At 37.3% G+C, this 17,653-nt stretch carries 16 protein-coding genes; 5 read left to right on the forward strand and 11 right to left on the reverse strand.

Annotation, left to right across the window (positions count from 1 at the left end):
* Window positions 1–80 precede the first annotated feature (80 nt).
* The 4 genes from FAY30_RS14755 to FAY30_RS27865 form a co-directional block, all read right to left on the reverse strand.
* A complete protein-coding gene (locus tag FAY30_RS14755) occupies window positions 81–878 on the reverse strand; it encodes an ABC transporter ATP-binding protein (protein WP_149870579.1) in 798 nt (265 codons plus the stop codon).
* The gene (locus tag FAY30_RS14760) at window positions 853–1,884 is read right to left on the reverse strand and encodes an ABC transporter permease (RefSeq protein ID WP_149872727.1); all 1,032 of its coding nucleotides are present in this window, start codon (window positions 1,882–1,884) and stop codon (window positions 853–855) included. Before FAY30_RS14760 ends, FAY30_RS14755 begins: the two co-directional genes overlap by 26 nt.
* A gap of 124 nt (window positions 1,885–2,008) precedes the next feature.
* Window positions 2,009–3,007 carry an ABC transporter substrate-binding protein gene (locus FAY30_RS14765; protein ID WP_149870580.1) on the reverse strand — a complete coding sequence of 333 codons (999 nt, stop codon included), beginning with the start codon at window positions 3,005–3,007 and terminating at the stop codon, window positions 2,009–2,011.
* Between the two features lie 208 nt (window positions 3,008–3,215).
* Window positions 3,216–3,344 (reverse strand): hypothetical protein, encoded by a 129-nt coding sequence (locus FAY30_RS27865; protein WP_263315200.1) that lies wholly within the window; start codon window positions 3,342–3,344, stop codon window positions 3,216–3,218.
* Window positions 3,345–3,557: 213 nt separating this feature from the next.
* On the opposite strand from FAY30_RS27865, the gene FAY30_RS14770 reads away from it, so the two are divergent.
* Both FAY30_RS14770 and FAY30_RS14775 read left to right on the forward strand, forming a co-directional pair.
* Window positions 3,558–4,094 carry a cupredoxin domain-containing protein gene (locus FAY30_RS14770; RefSeq protein WP_149870581.1) on the forward strand — a complete coding sequence of 179 codons (537 nt, stop codon included), beginning with the start codon at window positions 3,558–3,560 and terminating at the stop codon, window positions 4,092–4,094.
* A gap of 1 nt (window position 4,095) precedes the next feature.
* Complete coding sequence (locus tag FAY30_RS14775; RefSeq protein ID WP_149870582.1) at window positions 4,096–5,562, forward strand: cbb3-type cytochrome c oxidase subunit I; 1,467 nt, start codon at window positions 4,096–4,098, stop codon at window positions 5,560–5,562.
* A 47-nt stretch (window positions 5,563–5,609) separates the two neighbouring features.
* On the opposite strand, the gene FAY30_RS14780 is transcribed toward FAY30_RS14775, so the two are convergent.
* From FAY30_RS14780 to FAY30_RS14795, 4 genes are all read right to left on the reverse strand, one after another.
* Entirely contained in the window at window positions 5,610–6,770 is a 1,161-nt protein-coding gene (locus FAY30_RS14780) for a cation:proton antiporter (protein ID WP_149870583.1), read from the reverse strand.
* Between the two features lie 234 nt (window positions 6,771–7,004).
* The gene (locus tag FAY30_RS14785) at window positions 7,005–7,760 is read right to left on the reverse strand and encodes a hypothetical protein (protein ID WP_190284659.1); all 756 of its coding nucleotides are present in this window, start codon (window positions 7,758–7,760) and stop codon (window positions 7,005–7,007) included.
* 233 nt (window positions 7,761–7,993) lie between these two features.
* Window positions 7,994–9,160: an IS256 family transposase gene (locus FAY30_RS14790; protein ID WP_149868193.1), complete on the reverse strand. Its 1,167-nt coding sequence runs from the start codon at window positions 9,158–9,160 to the stop codon at window positions 7,994–7,996.
* Window positions 9,161–9,254: 94 nt separating this feature from the next.
* On the reverse strand, window positions 9,255–11,915 hold the full coding sequence (locus FAY30_RS14795) for a hypothetical protein (protein WP_190284660.1): 2,661 nt from the start codon (window positions 11,913–11,915) through the stop codon (window positions 9,255–9,257).
* Window positions 11,916–12,112: 197 nt separating this feature from the next.
* On the opposite strand from FAY30_RS14795, the gene FAY30_RS14800 reads away from it, so the two are divergent.
* Window positions 12,113–12,589 carry a hypothetical protein gene (locus FAY30_RS14800; RefSeq protein WP_149870584.1) on the forward strand — a complete coding sequence of 159 codons (477 nt, stop codon included), beginning with the start codon at window positions 12,113–12,115 and terminating at the stop codon, window positions 12,587–12,589.
* Between the two features lie 36 nt (window positions 12,590–12,625).
* Here the strand turns inward: FAY30_RS14800 and FAY30_RS14805 are convergent, their stop codons facing one another.
* Window positions 12,626–13,141 (reverse strand): HD domain-containing protein, encoded by a 516-nt coding sequence (locus FAY30_RS14805; protein WP_149870585.1) that lies wholly within the window; start codon window positions 13,139–13,141, stop codon window positions 12,626–12,628.
* Window positions 13,142–13,263: 122 nt separating this feature from the next.
* The gene (locus FAY30_RS14810; protein ID WP_149870586.1) at window positions 13,264–15,219 is read right to left on the reverse strand and encodes a lipoteichoic acid synthase; all 1,956 of its coding nucleotides are present in this window, start codon (window positions 15,217–15,219) and stop codon (window positions 13,264–13,266) included.
* A gap of 392 nt (window positions 15,220–15,611) precedes the next feature.
* Here FAY30_RS14810 and FAY30_RS14815 point away from each other — a divergent pair, with 392 nt between their 5' ends.
* Window positions 15,612–15,800, forward strand: coding sequence for a hypothetical protein (locus FAY30_RS14815; protein WP_149870587.1), 189 nt, complete (start codon window positions 15,612–15,614; stop codon window positions 15,798–15,800).
* Between the two features lie 118 nt (window positions 15,801–15,918).
* Window positions 15,919–16,098 carry an H-type small acid-soluble spore protein gene (locus FAY30_RS14820; protein ID WP_149870588.1) on the forward strand — a complete coding sequence of 60 codons (180 nt, stop codon included), beginning with the start codon at window positions 15,919–15,921 and terminating at the stop codon, window positions 16,096–16,098.
* Between the two features lie 59 nt (window positions 16,099–16,157).
* On the opposite strand, the gene FAY30_RS14825 is transcribed toward FAY30_RS14820, so the two are convergent.
* Window positions 16,158–17,459 (reverse strand): NarK family nitrate/nitrite MFS transporter, encoded by a 1,302-nt coding sequence (locus FAY30_RS14825; RefSeq protein ID WP_149870589.1) that lies wholly within the window; start codon window positions 17,457–17,459, stop codon window positions 16,158–16,160.
* Between the last annotated feature and the right edge of the window lie 194 nt (window positions 17,460–17,653).

The raw sequence follows: 17,653 nt of genomic DNA on the forward strand, positions 1-17,653 counted from the left end.
ATGCATGTTTCCACTAATTATATGTTATTAAAGTTTTTATTGATTACGAACAATGTCTTATTTTGTAAAAAAATTTTTTCCTACTGCGAAAGAATGGCTCGGTCGCTCGCCATTTGAACACCACGAATTCTTTTAAATTCACTCAACAGGCTTTCAATTGTGAGGTTTCTCTTTTCATTCTCATTCACCTCGAAAATTATTTGCCCTTTATCCATCATGATTAATCGATTTCCAAGGTCAATAGCTTGCTGCATATTATGGGTAACCATTAATGTCGTAAGATTGTATTTATCCACTATTTCCTTTGTTAGGTTTGTAATTAACTCAGCCCGGGAAGGATCAAGTGCTGCCGTATGTTCATCAAGAAGCAGGATGGATGGTTCCGTGAAAGTAGCCATTAACAATGAAAGGGCTTGACGCTCCCCACCCGAGAGCAAGCCGACTTTTGCACTTAAGCGGTTTTCTAAACCCAAGTGCAGCGATTCCAATACCTCCCTGAAATATTCCCGCCTCTTTTTCGTCACTCCCCTTCTTAATGTTCTCGTTTTATTTCTTGAGTAGGCCATCGCTAGATTTTCTTCAATCGTCATACTAGGAGCCGTTCCAGCCATTGGATCTTGAAAGACACGTCCAATCATTTTTGAACGGTTAAACTCCGTCATATTGGTAATGTTCTTTCCCCCGATTTGAACTTCCCCTACATCAGGAATTAATACACCGGAAATGATATTCATTAAGGTTGATTTCCCCGCACCGTTACTTCCAATTACTGTAACAAAATCCCCTGGCTTAAGCGACAGGTTCACATGATCGATAGCGATTTTTTCATCCGGCGTTCCCTCATTAAAAATCTTATGAATCTGATTTAATTGCAGCATGCTGATCCCCCTTCGCCCCAGCGGAAGCATTGATGATATTCATTCTTTCAGATTTTCTGCGCGCCTTCCGCTTTTTCTCTCTAGAACTGTCAATTATCTTAGGAGCTGTAAGTGCGATAATAACAATTAGAGCAGTAATAAGTTTCATGTCACCTGGGTCCAAGAAATCAACACGCAGTGCTAAAGTAATAACAATTCTGTATATTATCGCACCACCAACAACTGCAAGTGTCGTTCTGGCAATCGTTTTAGTGCCAAATAAAGCTTCACCAATAATGACAGAAGCTAACCCAATGACAATCATTCCAATTCCCATGCCAACATCGGCAAAACCGCCTTGTTGAGCAATCAGTGCACCTGAGAAAGCTACCAACGCATTGGATAAACCAAGGCCAAGGACGACTAGAAGGTTGGTATTGGCAGATAGGCTGCGAATCATTCGCTTATTATCACCTGTTGCTCTTACAGCAAGACCAAGTTCTGTTTGTAAAAACCAATCAGTAAGAAATTTAATCATAAAGGTAACAATAATCATAAAAATAAGAATGCCCCATGTTTCCGGCAGGCTGTCGCCTAGACCAACCACCGCCAGAAAGTTATTGAAAAATGAGTCAATTCCCGTTTTTTCAAAGAAATCACTAATTTTTGTAAAGGCTGTATCTGTATTTAATAAAGGAATATTTGCGCGTCCCATGATTCTTAGATTAATTGAATAAAGCGCAATCATCATTAAAATTCCTGAAAGTAAGTTATTAATTTTTCCAAAAGTATGCAAAAGCCCTGTGATACATCCCGCTGCAAAGCCGGCAAATAAAGCTGCAATCGTAGCGATAAATGGGTTAACACCATTCACAATCAATACCGCAGAAAGAGCAGCTCCAGTTACAAAACTCCCATCCACCGTTAAATCTGGGAAATCCAGAATACGAAAGGAGAGATAGACGCCCAGTGCCATAATCGCATAGATGATGCCTGCCTCAAAAGATCCAAATATGGCTGTAAACATTGAGTTCATCCTTTCTCTAATTCTTTAGACCTAAGAAAAACATGCACTTAGCCCTAATATATTCATATGAACGAATCAAGGAGTTAACCTTCGAAAAGGCTTCCTCCTTGAGAAATTTCAACTATTATTTTCCATCATAAAACTCACCGAGTTTACTCCATTCCTCTTTCACCTGAAGGCCTTGTGCTTCAGCAGCTGCTTTATTTATTACTAGTTTCAGACTGCTTGGAAGCTCAACTGGAATCTCAGAAGGCTTTTTCTTTCCTGTTAAAATGTCAACTGCCATTAAGCCAGATTGGTAGCCAAGGTCGTAATAACTGAAGCCGCTAGCCGCCACTGCGCCTTTTTTCATGGAATCAAGCTCGCCTACAAAAAGAGGAATTTTTTTGCTGTTGGCTACTGCAATCACGGAATCTAGTGCAGTTACCACCGTGTTATCTGTCGGAATGTAGATGGCATCGACACGGCCGACTAAGGATTCAGCAGCCTGTTTCACTTCAGAAGTATTGGCAACAGAAACCTCGACGAGTTTTGCGCCCTTCTCTTCAACTAACTTCTTTACTTCTTTTACTTGCACTTCTGAATTCGGTTCACCGGAGTTATAAATCACTCCGATATTTTTTGCTTTTACTTCATCGGTAATAAAATGGATGGTTGTTTTCGTTGCTTCTGGATGATTGTCAGTTGTTCCAGTTATATTTTTCCCCGGCTTATCTAAAGCTTCAACCAATTCAGCTACCACAGGGTCTGTAACAGATGTAAAGACAATTGGAATATCCTTTGTCGCATTTAGCGCAGCTGTTGCACTTGGTGTAGCATTAGCGAAAATCAAATCTACCTTATCACCGACAAAATTCTTAGCGATGGTTTGAACATTGTTCTGGTCTGCCTGAGCATTTTGCTCATCGAATGAAACCTTAACCCCTTTATCCTTTAAAGCCTTTTTAAATCCTTCTGTTGCAGCGTCTAAAGAAGGATGAGGCGCAAACTGACTAATACCTATCTTGAACTCCTTATCCGCTTCCCCTTTTTCCGGGTCTCCAGCAGATTCTTTACTGCCGCAGCCGGCTAGCAACAGCATTCCCGCCAATGCAATGGACAGTGCCTTAACTTTTTTCCTCATTCGTTTACATCCCCCTAAATATTTTCTAAAAATTTAATATATTAGAAATTATTCTAGTATTTTTTTCGACCAAAAGCAATAGAAATCGCAAAAATATTTTTTTGCTTTAAAGCGACATAATATGTCAAAAAAAAATGCCATCTACTTTGAGTAGAAGGCATTTAGGGCTGTATGTAAACTTAGGAATGAAGGTATAACGTGATCTGCATCACCAATCCCGGGTTTTCTCTAGTAATTGATCAATTTCAACAAGGTTCATTTTATGACTGTTTTTCTCAGATGTTAGCTCTGAGGTACTTTCGAGTAATTTGTCAATATCAATTAATATGGTTCCCATCGTCTAACCTCCATAGAATTTTTGTTTGGTTACAAAATGATTCGAACTTCCCTTACAAATCATGGGGGTCTTTTTCTTTTTTAACAGATTACTAGCAAAAGTATGATATAATTCACTATTTTTTCACAAAAAGCAGTTTACAATGAGAAATGAAATCAGATAAGTGGTTGGGGGACCGCTTGTGCTGAGATTCATATAATGGGAGGGGAAAATATGTACCAATCTATCGCGTGGTACGCTACCTTGTTTTTCGTTTTCCTCATTGCACTTGCTTTTTCATTCGTGTATGGGGAATCACGGAAATTAAGAGAGTATGGACCGATTCAAGAAAAGGGTTACAAAATTCGCAAGTTTTATTTCCTTGGCTTACTTGCTATCATGGGGTTTGCTTCAGCCATTTCATTAAGTAAACTTCCATATCATAACCAGCATGCACTTGCTAAAGAGGATGGCAAAATTGTTGATGTTACGGGAATTCAGTTTTCTTGGCAATTAAGTAATGAAAACTTTACGGTTGGGGAGCCGGTTCAGTTTCGCGTCACAAGTAAAGATGTAACCCATGGATTTGGTCTTTATGACACTAAAATGGAGCTCATCGCTCAGACACAGGCAATGCCCGATTATACAAACACAGTTACGATCACATTTGACAAACCAGGCACATATAAAATTCTTTGTTTGGAATATTGCAGCGCTGGTCACCATGTGATGATCAAAGACATTGTTGTTAAACCAAAAGGAGGTAAATAATATGGAAAGTAAAGCTCGGAACTCAATCAAAAAAGGCGTTGCTTTATCATTAATGGTTACCTCCGTTGTTTTGGTATTAATGATGATTTTCGGGGTAATTATGCTTTTGAATCAAGGGAATATCGTTAAAATTCCCGCACAGATGTTTTATAAGGTGATGACGATTCATGGAACCGGAATGATTGGGATTGCAGCTCTCGGTGGAAGTGCCATCATGTGGTACTACCTATCAAAGTATATCCATTTGAATCATAAGATTTTTTTTACTAACCTTGCATTGTCCTTGATTGGTGTAGTAATGATTTTAACTGCCATTTTTGGCTTTAATTTTTCGGACGGCTGGACATTCCTGTACCCGCTGCCATCGTTCTCAGCAAAAATTTATGGTACAACTGGTGCATTATTGTTTTTATTTGGCCTGCTCATTTTAGGTGTTGGTTATCTTGTTATGTATTTTTACATAGCTGCCCGACTGATTAAAGAATATGGCGGGTTAGGAAAATCACTTGGCTGGGATTATATTTTTAGAGGTAAAAAAGGATATGGGCCTCCTGCTGCAGTGGTTGCAACCACAATGGTCATCATCGCCAATTCAACTGGTGTTCTTGCTGGTGCAACTGCATTGGTTCAATCGATTTTAAATATTATGAATCCTAATCTTACTTTTGATCCAATGCTGGCAAAACATTTAACCTATGCTTTTGGCCATATTTTTGCAAACTGTACGATTTATATGGCCGTAATTGCCGTCTATGAAATATTATCTGAGTATACAGGGCGTCCATGGAAATCAAATAAAGCCTTTTTGATTGCCTGGAACTTTTCAACCCTTTTTACATTGATGATTTATACACACCATTTACTCATGGATTTTGCCGTGCCTAGATGGATGTTGATTATCGGACAAGTTTTTTCCTACGCAAACGGACTCCCGGTAATGGTGGTTACCGCATATGGTGCGTTAATGATTGTCTTCCGCTCAGCTGTAAAGTGGGATTTCGCTTCCAGTATGATGTTTTTAGCGATGTTCGGCTGGGTAGCAGGTGCGGTCCCGGCCATTATAGATGCGACCATTGTCGTGAACCACGTGATGCACAATACGAAATGGGTACCAGGACATTTCCATACCTATATGGGAATGGGTGTGGTCGCAATGATTTTTGGTTTTATGTATTATTTCAATAAAAAAGAAGGCACCCAAAAGCAAACTGGACTTGATAAAATTGCCATTTCCATCTATTTCTTTTTCTTCGCCGGTATTGCTGGTTCGTTTTTATACGCCGGGAAGATAAGTGCTCCACGGCGGTGGGCTGAACATTTACCCGAATGGACAGGTTCTGACCAAGTGGGAGCGATTTGCGGGATTTTTGTTATTGCTGCCTCGATTATTTTTACTACTAGATTTTTCATTGGTTTAAAAAATGTTGGAAAGCAGCCTGAACAAAAATCGCTAAAATCTGTATCATAATACGGAAACAATCCAGTCCTTTGAAGGGCTGGATTGTTTCGTTTTTATTATGCAGTAATTTTCATTTGTTTTTGTTTATCGCTTTGTTTAAAAAAGACTTTCATCATTGGGGGTGTCACAATGGTAGTAACTAGAACGACAATGACTAAAATAGAAAATAGCTCTTGGCTGATTAATTTCGTTTCTAAGCCGATGGTAGCAATAATTAATGCTACCTCACCCCTGGATACCATTGCCGCCCCAATTCCCAATGAGCTTCCCCATGAAAAACTCGCTAATTTAGCACCGGCTGCGGCACCAATTAATTTTGTTAAGATGGCAATTATACTAAGTCCAATAATCATTCCAAAATGTTGTGCAATCCCATCGAAACTTGCCTTCACACCAATTGACGTAAAGAAAACAGGTACGAATATGGAGTAGCCGATTGTTTCTACCTTTTCAAATATTTCATGCTTAAATTTCGTTTGACTTATTGCAACCCCAGCAATGTATGCTCCAATAATGGCCGCTACACCAGTTAATTCTGCCACATATGCAAACATAAAGCAGATGATTAATGCTGCCGAAAGAAGCGATTCTGTGACTTTTAATCCAGCAAACTTATTTAACACCCAAGGAACGACCTTCCATGCTGCTAAAATCGCTCCACCGAAAAAGAGGACCTTTTTCACAATCACCATGGTTAAATTGACATCCCCACCGGCCATACTCATTAAAAACGCTAAGGCAATGATGACAACGACATCGTCAATAACAGCTGCACCTAAAATCGTTGTACCTTCTTTTGTCTGCATTTTATTCAGCTCTTTTAGGGCTTGAACCGAGATACTGACACTTGTTGCTGACAGCAATAACCCTAAAAAAATGGCCTCAAATGTGGTCATATTCATGATAATTCCCGCAAGGTAACCAACAAACAACGGTACAATTATCCCGCTGAATCCTACAAATGTAGAAGCCTTCCCTGACCGTTTAAATTCATCTAAATCCGTTTCCATTCCGGCAATAAACATTAACAAGATGACACCAATTTGACTTAATTCTTCCAATGTTTTCGTTTCTACAATAATACCTAAAATAGCCGGCCCTAAAAGGATTCCAACTAGCAATTTCCCCAAAACTGAGGGCTGACCGAGTTTTACACTTATGTCTCCCGCAATTTTGGAGGCAAGTAAAATAACTGCTAATTCAAAAATTAATTCCATCCAATCACCCTTCTTTTTGAAAATTAAAAAGAGTCTGCTTTTTACCAACAGACTCTTTTCGAGAGAAAACAAAAGAGCCTATCAACCAATGGACATAGCAATCCCTTGGTGACAGGCTCCTCCAATTACATAAATTATTTAATTAATATTATTATAACAGACTTTATATTAGTAATCAAGAAAAAGATGACCAGATAGATCTGTTATACACCAATCCGGTTTTTTCTTTTCAGTTTAATCCCATCTTTTCATTTCATTAATGACCTTTTCTTTAAACAAACTAATAAAGGTTAATTCTCCCTTTTGCATTTTTTGCTTATGCCATTCATTAAAGCTTGCAACAGTAATTAGGATAAGCCCAGCAATTAATAAATAGACCCACCACGGCATGACCCCCCAATATGGTCTTGTTTGGAGGAAAACATTTAAAAGTAAAATCCCTGTACCTACAAAAAAGTAAGATTTTATATGCAGGAACATCCCCGCTATCATCGAAAACAGCGAGAGTGACCCTAATATAATCGCATCGTAAATTGTATTACTCGCCAAACCATCCTGGATTAAGATAAGCGACACAATTATGAGTACTCCCCATTGAATAGCCTTTGTAATCTCTGCATATTGTCCCCTTAAACATTGGCGTATGAAAATTACGAGCACAACATACGGAAGAACGAGCACCTCCCTCTCCCATAAGGACGGTATATTTAACTGTTTGATTACTGTATAGTATGGTTCTAATAAATACACTCCTGCAAGGATCGGCATAAAGGCTGAGATATTTGCAGGGACCCTTTTTCTTTGGAACAAGAGTACGGCAGCAATTAAGATACCTGGCAGTGCCTGGCTCCATAAATGCTGTTCTGCAAAAAAGTACATTAACCATAAATATAAGAACGAAACTAATGTAAATCCGTCTATTTTTGTTTCCTGAAGCTTTTTTCCAGCTTCAAACAGCTTCTGGTACATTTTTTGGCCAATGATTGCCATTAGAAAGTCAAGTCCTTGATTTTGTGTAAATTTGCTAAACAATGTTTTTAACCAAATTTTGTTATGTCAAATATATATGATCAGCCACTTATCCCCTTAACATTTTTCGAGCGTTACTTCCATGGGTTTCAATCTCCATATCCAGTCAAGGGTGTCAAAGGCGGTTTTTCCTTTGATACCCTTGACTGGATATGGAATAATCCATAATTGGAAGTACGTTGAAAATTAAACATCTACCTTTTAATAGATTTCTGCTTCGAATAATTGGTTTCTTGATAGTGCATTAAAACAGCTCCTACTAAACGAAAAGCAGATTGTGTATTAGGGTAAATTCGAATTACCTTTTCTCTTCTTCGGACTTCCTGATTTAATCGCTCAAGAGAATTTGTACTACGGATATGACAACGGATATCTTCTTGGAATTCCATATATTGTATGGTATCTTCGAAACCATCATCTAATATTTTCAGAGCTTGTTCGTATTTAAGATTGTCCCCAAACTGACTCATCAGTTCACCTTTAAAATTCCGCATATCCTCAATTGTGACTGCATCAAAAATACGCTTAATCATCATACGTATTTCCGCTGAGTCCTTTTTTGGAAGCCTTTCTATGATATTACGTTTAAAATGGACGTTACACCTTTGCCAGCTAGTCCCAATAAATTCACGTTGAATCGCTTTTTGAAGCCCCTGGTGAGCATCTGAAATGACTAGCTTTGGGGATTGAAGACCACGTGATTTTAGTTGTTGGAGAAAGCGACTCCAACTTTCATAACTCTCAGCGTGATCCACACTTAACCCAAGAATTTCACGTGTTTTGCTTTCAGTGATTGCAGTGGCTATATAAACAGCCTTAGAGACGACACGATGATGTTCACGAACTTTTATATACATGGCATCTACAAAAACAAAAGGATAATACCTTAAATTTAAGGGCCGTTTGGCCCAGTCATTAATAATAGGATCAAGCTTTTGAGTAAGTGAAGAAACAAACGATTTTGACTTACTTTCACCACAAAGTTGTTCCACAATATGTGTAACTTTACGTGTAGAAACGCCATTGATAACCATCTCTAGCATAGAGAGTACTAACGCCTGGTCACAACGTGCATATTTCTCAAAAACCGTAGGTGAAAACTCACCATTTCGAGTCCTAGGAACCTTAAGTTTTATCTTACCGATACTCATCGTTAACTCACGTTCGTAGTAGCCATTTCGGTAATCACGACGCTCAACAGAGCGTTCATATGCAGCGGCGTGTAAGTAATCATTTCTTTCTTTCTCCATGTACTCATTCAAAACCAGAACAACAGCTGATTTAACAACGTTATCTATATTTGAATTCATTACTGAGTCTTTTAAAAGTTCCAAATCTAGGCTAAACTGTAATTGGGTCATTTTTATTCCTCTTTTCTATGTTTATCGTGGTTGTTAAACATTGTAGCCAAGTAGGATAAAAATGACCCTTTTCTTTTTACACAATTATACGGACTTAATCCATTAGAATCCCCAAGGTGCCGGACAGCAGCAGTTTCTCCAAACTAGTCATTTCACTTAAGAATGCAAATTCAACCGTTGCGATAAACAGGAAAAATAATGGAACAATGTTAATTACATCCCACTTGATCTTATGCAAATAGAACAAGATTCCGAAGGAATAAGCACCGGTCACTAGGTAAGCAATTATACTGTACGGATAGGTAAGAAGCATGCACCCCATCCCAATAATTGAAAATGGTACAAAATAATAGGTTGTTCGTTTTTGAAATTCTCCTTTGACGAGAAGTGCAAAAATTAAGATTAGACCACTGGAGATTGGAAATTCGTAACGTCCAATAGTTTGAACAGGGATTTTATCTATTCCGGTTAAAATGATTATAAACAATACTGTAAAACAGCCATAAAGAAACACTTTGATTTTCCATTCCTTTACAGCTAGTCTAGTGCTGACAAAATAGATAAGCAGGGCAAGGACGAAGCTGTAAAATGCGTCTGAATGAAAAGCAAACCAAGTAAGGACAAGTGCGATGGGATAGATGATGTGACCTGTCCAGGAAAAGGCATTCGATATCATTGAATCCCTTTTTCGGAAAAGGAAGGCAATCAAAAGCAAAATAACCGCACTTGTAGAGGCAATTAACGAATTTAGTATGAAACTAAATGTGTATACACGTGTAATTGAATGAATAATTGAAAGATAAGACAGCAATAAAGCGATACTAATTGGATATGGCACCCACTTCTCTCCTATCTTTTTATACAAGCTGGAATACATCCCAATGCCGCCTATCAATACAAGCGGCTGAACCCACAGTTGATTAATTGGGCTAATCAATGAAAGAATCATAGAAATTGTGTATAATGCTTGTGAAACATACATAGAGATTTGGGCTAATTTTTTTTCGCCGGTTTTTATCCAGCCAAGACTTGAAAATAAAACGAGCCCCGCTGCGAATGCAAAATTAACGGCAATGCCATACTCACGTTGATAGACAGGAAAATTAACATTTACTTCCTCACCAAAGGCAACAAAGGAAAGACCAAGTGATACCGGCAATAACCAAATGGCTATATCCTTAAGTAACTCTCTTTCCTCAAACTGGCGGAGTAAAGAAGCAGCGATTGAAAAAAGGATGAACATGACACCCAGTTCCCACCACAAAAGAAATCCAAAAGCTGTAATCCCGGACAACGCCATAATCGCTAATCCAAGATCCCTTGATGCTGTTCGAATTATTTTTACGTATTTTGCATGATGAACAATCCCAAAAACACTAAATAAGATAAACCCTGTTATGGATAACGTCAGGGAAAAATCCATCATATTAAAAGGTTGATCAAGTAAGACAATTGCTTCGTATATGCCTGACGCTAGAAACACCGCACTTAAATAAGGAAATAGCCATCTTGGATTGGTATGTGTTAAATAAATGAAATTGGCTGAAATAATAAAATAGGCAATCATTAGCACAAGGGAAGGACTCCCTGCACGAAGCAAGATCCCCTCTAAACTAATATAGATAAAGGCAAACCCCGAAATAATCGCACTCGTATATTGAAATACTTTACTTAATGAAAATTTATCATCTAACAACTTCGGGACAAATACGATTCCAAAGCCTATTAAGGCGTAAACGATCTCCCCAAAATAATCAAGGAAACTATGCTCAGTCAATTGATAGGCTCCGTATACGACCATGACAGTAAAAATAAAGTGGTATTCTTTTTTCCCGCTGACGTACATCATTGATAAATAAATGATGGCAGTCAAAAGAAGGTTTACACTATATATAACCTCATTCTCAAACAAAAAAAGCATAAAAAGAGTGGATAGGACAAGGCTAACTTGTGCATATAGCACAAATTCTTTGGTAAACAATTTCATCGAGTCTCGCAACTTAGCTTTATGATAGATAAATATTAGAATGGCATTAAATGCCATCATTCCAAGATAAAAAAAATCAACCTGTAGTTTACAAGCTGCCAATAAAAAGGCCACTCCAGAAGTCAGTGAAATATAACTAAACCAAACAAATAGTCTTGAATGCAGGTTCTTAGCAAATAATAGATAGACAATTAGAGATAAAAAGCTTCCCAGCATACCAAGAAGATATCGACCCTCACCAAATATCGATAAATACGATCCTAATAAACCAAACCATCCTAACGAAAGAATAAAGATGGGCAGAAATAAACTTCCCAAGACAGTAAATGCAAATGCTGTTTTATCGATATGCAAAACCTTTTTCGTTAATAAAGCGATTCCATAAAAAAGTAGCGATACAATGGCAATAGAACCACTTTTCATAAAGCTTGTCATTGATTCCCAGTTACTTGTTGCTACAAACAAACCGCCAATTAATAAAAAAATGACGCCGATATTTAATAACCAAGTAATATTCCTTTCACGAATCTCTTCAGGAGTAAGTGTCTTTTTCACCTTTTGCGGTTTTGGGGAAGCTGGTTCGGTTTTTGCCACTTTCACTACAGCCGGATCTGGAATGGTCGCTGTTTTTAATAAATTCAGGTGGTATTGATGATGCGCTTTTGCTACGGTATCAACAATCACATCGGATAAATACCCTTCTTCTCTTAAAGTGAAAAGTTCTTGCCTAAAATTCCGTCTTTTCTCTTCTCTGATATTTAAATCCATAAAAGTCACACCCCTTTATACATAACCTTTCTTATAAAGGCTTCATGATTTTTTGATGTCTGCAATATATCCCTTTGGTGTAATTTTACACTATATTTGATATTTTTCAATACTTTTTCTATTGCAAAATTTGAATTATTTTAACTTAGGTTAAAATAACTGTATGATATTAATGACTTAAACAAATGGAGGAATTTATGATTACATTTAATGAAAAACTTGCAATTATCGAATCTTTTAGCGAATTGGAAAGAAAAAACGTTTCTTTAGGACGTGTCAATTTCCAGTTTCCAAACAGTATTTCCGATAAGAAAAATATTGTTTATCATTTACATCCAAATGGTAATGGCTTTGTTTATGCTGGCCATTTGGAGAATTACGAAACAGACGAAAAGGGAATGGTCAATATACGTGATTTTAGCGCAGAAATGCTGGAACAATTGCTAAAGGAATCCATCCACGCACTTTCACCTATTGTGAAAACAGCATCAGAGGAAGCGATTACAGGAGATTCAGATGGGGAACGTTGGGTGGATGACGAAAAGCATCATCTCATTGTGGTCAATGAAAATGATGCATGGAATATATATTTTGGATTAGACCTGGATGCAAGCTTTGATACTTATGAAGAAGCAGTGGAGTTTTTACGTGAAGAAGGATTTACACGGAGTTAAAGTGAAAGACTGTGCCCACTTGAGCACAGTCTTTTTTTAATTATCGTAGGTAATGTCAATTAATTGATCTAGGCGGATTATACTTTGCCTCGCCCGGTCATAGTCAATGGTTCGATAGTGATGCATCCCGCCCACTTCCTCATCATTTTCATCAGCCCATTTTACAATTTGCTGTAACGGAGTCCTTACAATATCATTTGAAGGTAAAAAGGAATCTGTATGGAATAGAATAGCAAGTGCAATTGTTTTAGCTTTAATTGGATTCTCTCCAAGACGAATCAACAGCTTGTGTGCTCTTTCTGCCCCTTTGATTGGATGGATATCATTTTGCTTATACAAGTCATAATCCCATTTTCCGTTTTTATACCACGTATAGTGACCCATATCATGTAGAAGTCCAGCTTTAGCGGCAATATCAATATCAACATGATGTTCTTTTCCAAGATGAAAGGCATGATAGGCAACTGCAATCGCATGGGAAAGTCCAGACCGGTTCAAATATTTTTGGGCAATATGATGTTCAAATATATTTAATAAGGTGACATCTCTCATGCGAATTCTCTCCTGACTTTTTCAATATATGTATTTCATTTATTATATGCCAACCTGTCCAATATGGCTAATCCAGTTTTAAAAATATAAAAAAGAGAGAAGAAAATTCCCTTCTCTCTTGATTAATGATTTTCAGATGTTTTTGTCGCTCTTCCTTTAGGACCCAAATATTCATAATCATTTGGATTAATTGGGGTATAGCCGTCAGGTTTATAGAAACGTAGTAGATCTTTATAGACAATTTCATCGGACATCTGAAGTTCAGTATTAACTTTTTCTGAAGTATCCTTACATGCTTCAGGATCCTCCATTAATTCTCCATTAGCATCTGAGTAGCACTTATCCTTTACTTGAATAACATCTGACGACACAAAGTCACCATTTCTAAATAAGGCCCAATTACGATGCTGCGGTGATAATAAATCAGAGCCAAACTCCATGTAATCCTTTGTATCAATTCCTAATAAGTGAAGGACTGTTGGCCGAACATCTACTTCCCCGCCAACTTGATGCTGCACGCCGCCTTTAACGCCGGGTACATGGATAAACAACGGCACACGCTGCAACTTAGCATTAATAGCTGGAGTTATTTCATCAACTCCTAAAACTTTAGCCATTGCTTCATTATGGTTTTCCGAAATACCATAATGATCACCATACATAACAATCACTGTATTATCATACATACCATTTGCTTTTAGGTCATTAAAGAACTGTTCAAAAGCCTGATCCATATAGTGTGCAGATTGAAAATATTGGTTAACAACCGTGTCGCCATAATCACCTGCAGGGAAATCCGTATCCTCTGTATCCATCTCAAATGGGAAATGGTTTGACAATGAAATAAACTTTGTATAGAACGGCTGCTTTAGGCTTTCAAGCAAAGGAATGGATTCCTTAAAGAATGGTTTATCCTTCATGCCATAGTTTTTCGTATTTTCATCAGTCATGTTATAGTATTCTGCATCAAAAAATTGATCATATCCAAATGCTTTATAAATAACATTTCGATTCCAAAACGTTTTATAGTTCCCATGTAATACAGCCGAGGTGTATCCCTGACCTTTTAAAATGGAAGGCATGGCTTGATACGTATTTTGTGCTTTATTAACAAATACAGCACCTTGTGCCATTGGATACAATGAATTTTCCATTAAAAATTCAGCATCTGATGTTTTACCCTGACCTGTTTGATGATAGAAATTATCAAAATAAAAGGTGCTGCCATCGTGTGCCAAAGAATTTAAGAATGGTGTTACTTCTTGCCCATCTGGCATTTTATAATCAATCATAAAGGTTTGGAATGATTCCATTGAGATATAAACGACATTCATTCCTTTTGCTTTACCAAAATAAACAGGGTTTGGGGAAGCATAATTTGCCTTCCGGTAGTTCTCGACATCAGTAATATCACTACTATCAGCTAATGCACGCTGACTTGATGATTTTACGTTTTGAATGACATCATAAATCGTAAAGTTATAAGCACCTAAATACTTTACTAAATAATTTCTGTCAAAAGAACGAGAAAGCAGCTGCGGACGATCTTTTTCCGCTAAGCCTAAGTTAAATAAAAAAGTAGTTATAGCAAACAACAGAACAATTTTAAATGACTTTCTGTTCGTTACCGTAACATTCTTGAAAACTGTTAATGCAAGTGCGATTAAGATAAACATATCTGTAAAATATAAAATATCAAATGGTGACATTAAAGAAAGTGCACTATCACCTAACTGCCCTGCATTTGTCTTTGTCTGCATTAAAACAGGAACGGTAATAAAGTCATTAAAAAACCGATAATAGGCAATATTAGCGTATAATAAAAAAGATAGTAGGAAATTTGTGATAATCATGACAAGCTTTGTACGCTTCTTAAAAAGCAATGCTATTCCAAAGAAGAACAGCGCTGAACTCAGTGGGTTGATCAATAACAAAAATTCCTGCAGATTATTATCAATTCCAAGGTTAAATTCAATTTGATATGCCGCATACGTTTTAATCCAAAATAAGACAACGGCAATTGCGAAAAATGTAATATGACTATTGTTTATTTTTTTAGGAAGTCTAAATGTACTCATTTCAAAATTCTCCTCTCACTTACCAATTAAGCTCCGGTAAACGAACCTCAATTACTATATCACATTTTCTTTCAAAATAAAAATATAAAAACAGTTACATTCCCTTTAATGTTATGTACCCCATTTGTAGGACATGACTGTTTTCATTCCTCATTTATATAAGACGGATTAGCAGAAAAATAGTTTCATATTTTTTATTTACCATAACAGTATTTAACTTCCAGCAAAACCCAAATCAAAAATACATTTCTACATATCATAAACTTGAAACATCCGGTATGCAATATGAAATTTGACTTATCTTTTTACAGCATAAAATTTGAATAATTTTATACTGATTGGAAAGCATAACCGCGAGCGACAAAAGTAAAGATGGAAAAGAGGAATCCCCTATGCCCAGAATTAGGCCTGATTTTACCAAAAGTCCTTATTTTGTTGATGAACCCGGAAATTGGCATTTAAAGCCGGGTGCTCCAAAAGAACTGGAAGTGGAGTTAGCAAATTACCTGTCCAACCTTGAACATATAGACGAACCTGGTACATTAAATGGTGTCCAAATTCAATATCCTTATGATCATTAAAAAAGAACCTATATAATAGAAGAAAGCGGTTACAAAAACCCTTGACAGTAGAAAAATTTGTATGAAAATGAAGTTCATGACAAACTCTATAATGACTATTTTCTTAGGAGTGAAAAAAATGAATGTTAATCGAGTGAAGCAGATATTGTCTTCTTCAGCAGATATTGAAGTAAAATATAATGGGACTTCTGTATGGATTGACCAATTAAATGAAGATGGAAAAACAGCAACCGTTCATTTACGAGGTCCACTTGAAGAACGAACGATCGTTGAAATTGGTGAACTAATCGAAGATTAAGTACTAAAATGCCCACGTCATTTCATAATGGAAATGACGTGGGCATTGTTTTGCGTATTTTACCCAACCTGCTTGGCTAAAGATTTGGCAACGGTCGCTTTTCTTTGATAGAAGAACCAGTTAAGTCCAAAGGAAATGACATAGAATCCTATAAAGAAGTAGAAAGCAGTCACTGGTGTTCCGGTCGCATTAACAGACCATCCGAATAGCTTTGGAATAAAGAATGAACCATATGCTGCGAAAGCTGCGGAAAAGCCGATAACAGGTGCTGCTTCTTTTGGAATAAAGATAGCTGGGATCATCTGGAATGTTGAACCAGAACCAATACCCGATGCTAAGAATAGCACTAAGAAAGAGATTAAAAATCCTGCAAATTGCTTACCATTTAAAAAATAAATAACTCCTGCTGCACCAATTCCCATGATGACCAAAACATAGGCAGTCACTTTTGCGCCCCCTAGTTTGTCAGCCATCCAGCCGCCGACTGGTCTGGCTGCTGCAGCTACTAAGGCACCAAGGAAAGCAAGGGAGATATACTCCGGAAACTGAGATCTTAACAATAGCGGGAATGCCGCAGAATAGCCGATAAAGGAACCAAATGTTGCTACATAAAGAGCAGTCATGATCCAAGTATGTTTCCTTTTTACAATTACAAATTGATCTGCAACTGATTGTTTTGCCCCAGGTACATTATCCATTTTAAAGAAAGCAAGTAATGTCATAATTACAATTGGGATTACCCAGATAAATGCTGCGTTTTGTAGCCATACTTCCTGTCCGTTTGCTAAAACCTGTTTATTGCCAACAAGTGCAAAAGTTCCAGATGTAATAATTAATGGTGTGACGAATTGTACAACTGAGACACCCATGTTACCTAAACCGCCATTGATGCCAAGCGCCGTACCCTTTTCTTTTTTTGGAAAGAAGAAGCTAATATTTGCTGATGATGATGAAAAGTTTCCGCCGCCAAGACCGCAAAGTGCTGCAAGCAAAAGCATGATGGAGAATGGAGTATCGGGATTTTGAACTGCAAATCCAATACCGATCGCTGGGATGGCTAGAACAGCTGTTGAAATTACTGTCCAGTTCTTCCCTCCAATAGAACCAACCGCAAACGTATAAACAAAGCGGAGCGTTGCACCGACAAGACCTGGAATAGCAGCAAGTGTAAATAATTGTTCTTCCGTAAATTGGAAGCCTATATCGTTAAGACGAACAGCAACTACTGACCAAATTTGCCAAACAATAAAGGCGAGCATCAAAGATGGAACAGATATCCACAGGTTCCTTTTTGCATGTTTTTTTCCTTCTGCCTGCCAAAACTTTTCGTCTTCCGGATTCCAATAATTAATTCGAGCCATAATCATTTCCCCCTATATGGTTTTCTAATTTTTAATTGATTTAGTTGTTGTTGTTGATGAATTTAATATAAACCACATGGTAACATGATTTTTGTGACGTACGTCACAAAAATAGTGAAGGAAATGTGAACTCAAGCAGTTAGACAAAAAGTTGTAATAATTATCACTTTTTAAGGCAAAAAAAAAGACCTTTG

The organism is Bacillus sp. S3 (assembly GCF_005154805.1).
Taxonomy (GTDB): Bacteria; Bacillota; Bacilli; order Bacillales; family Cytobacillaceae; genus Neobacillus.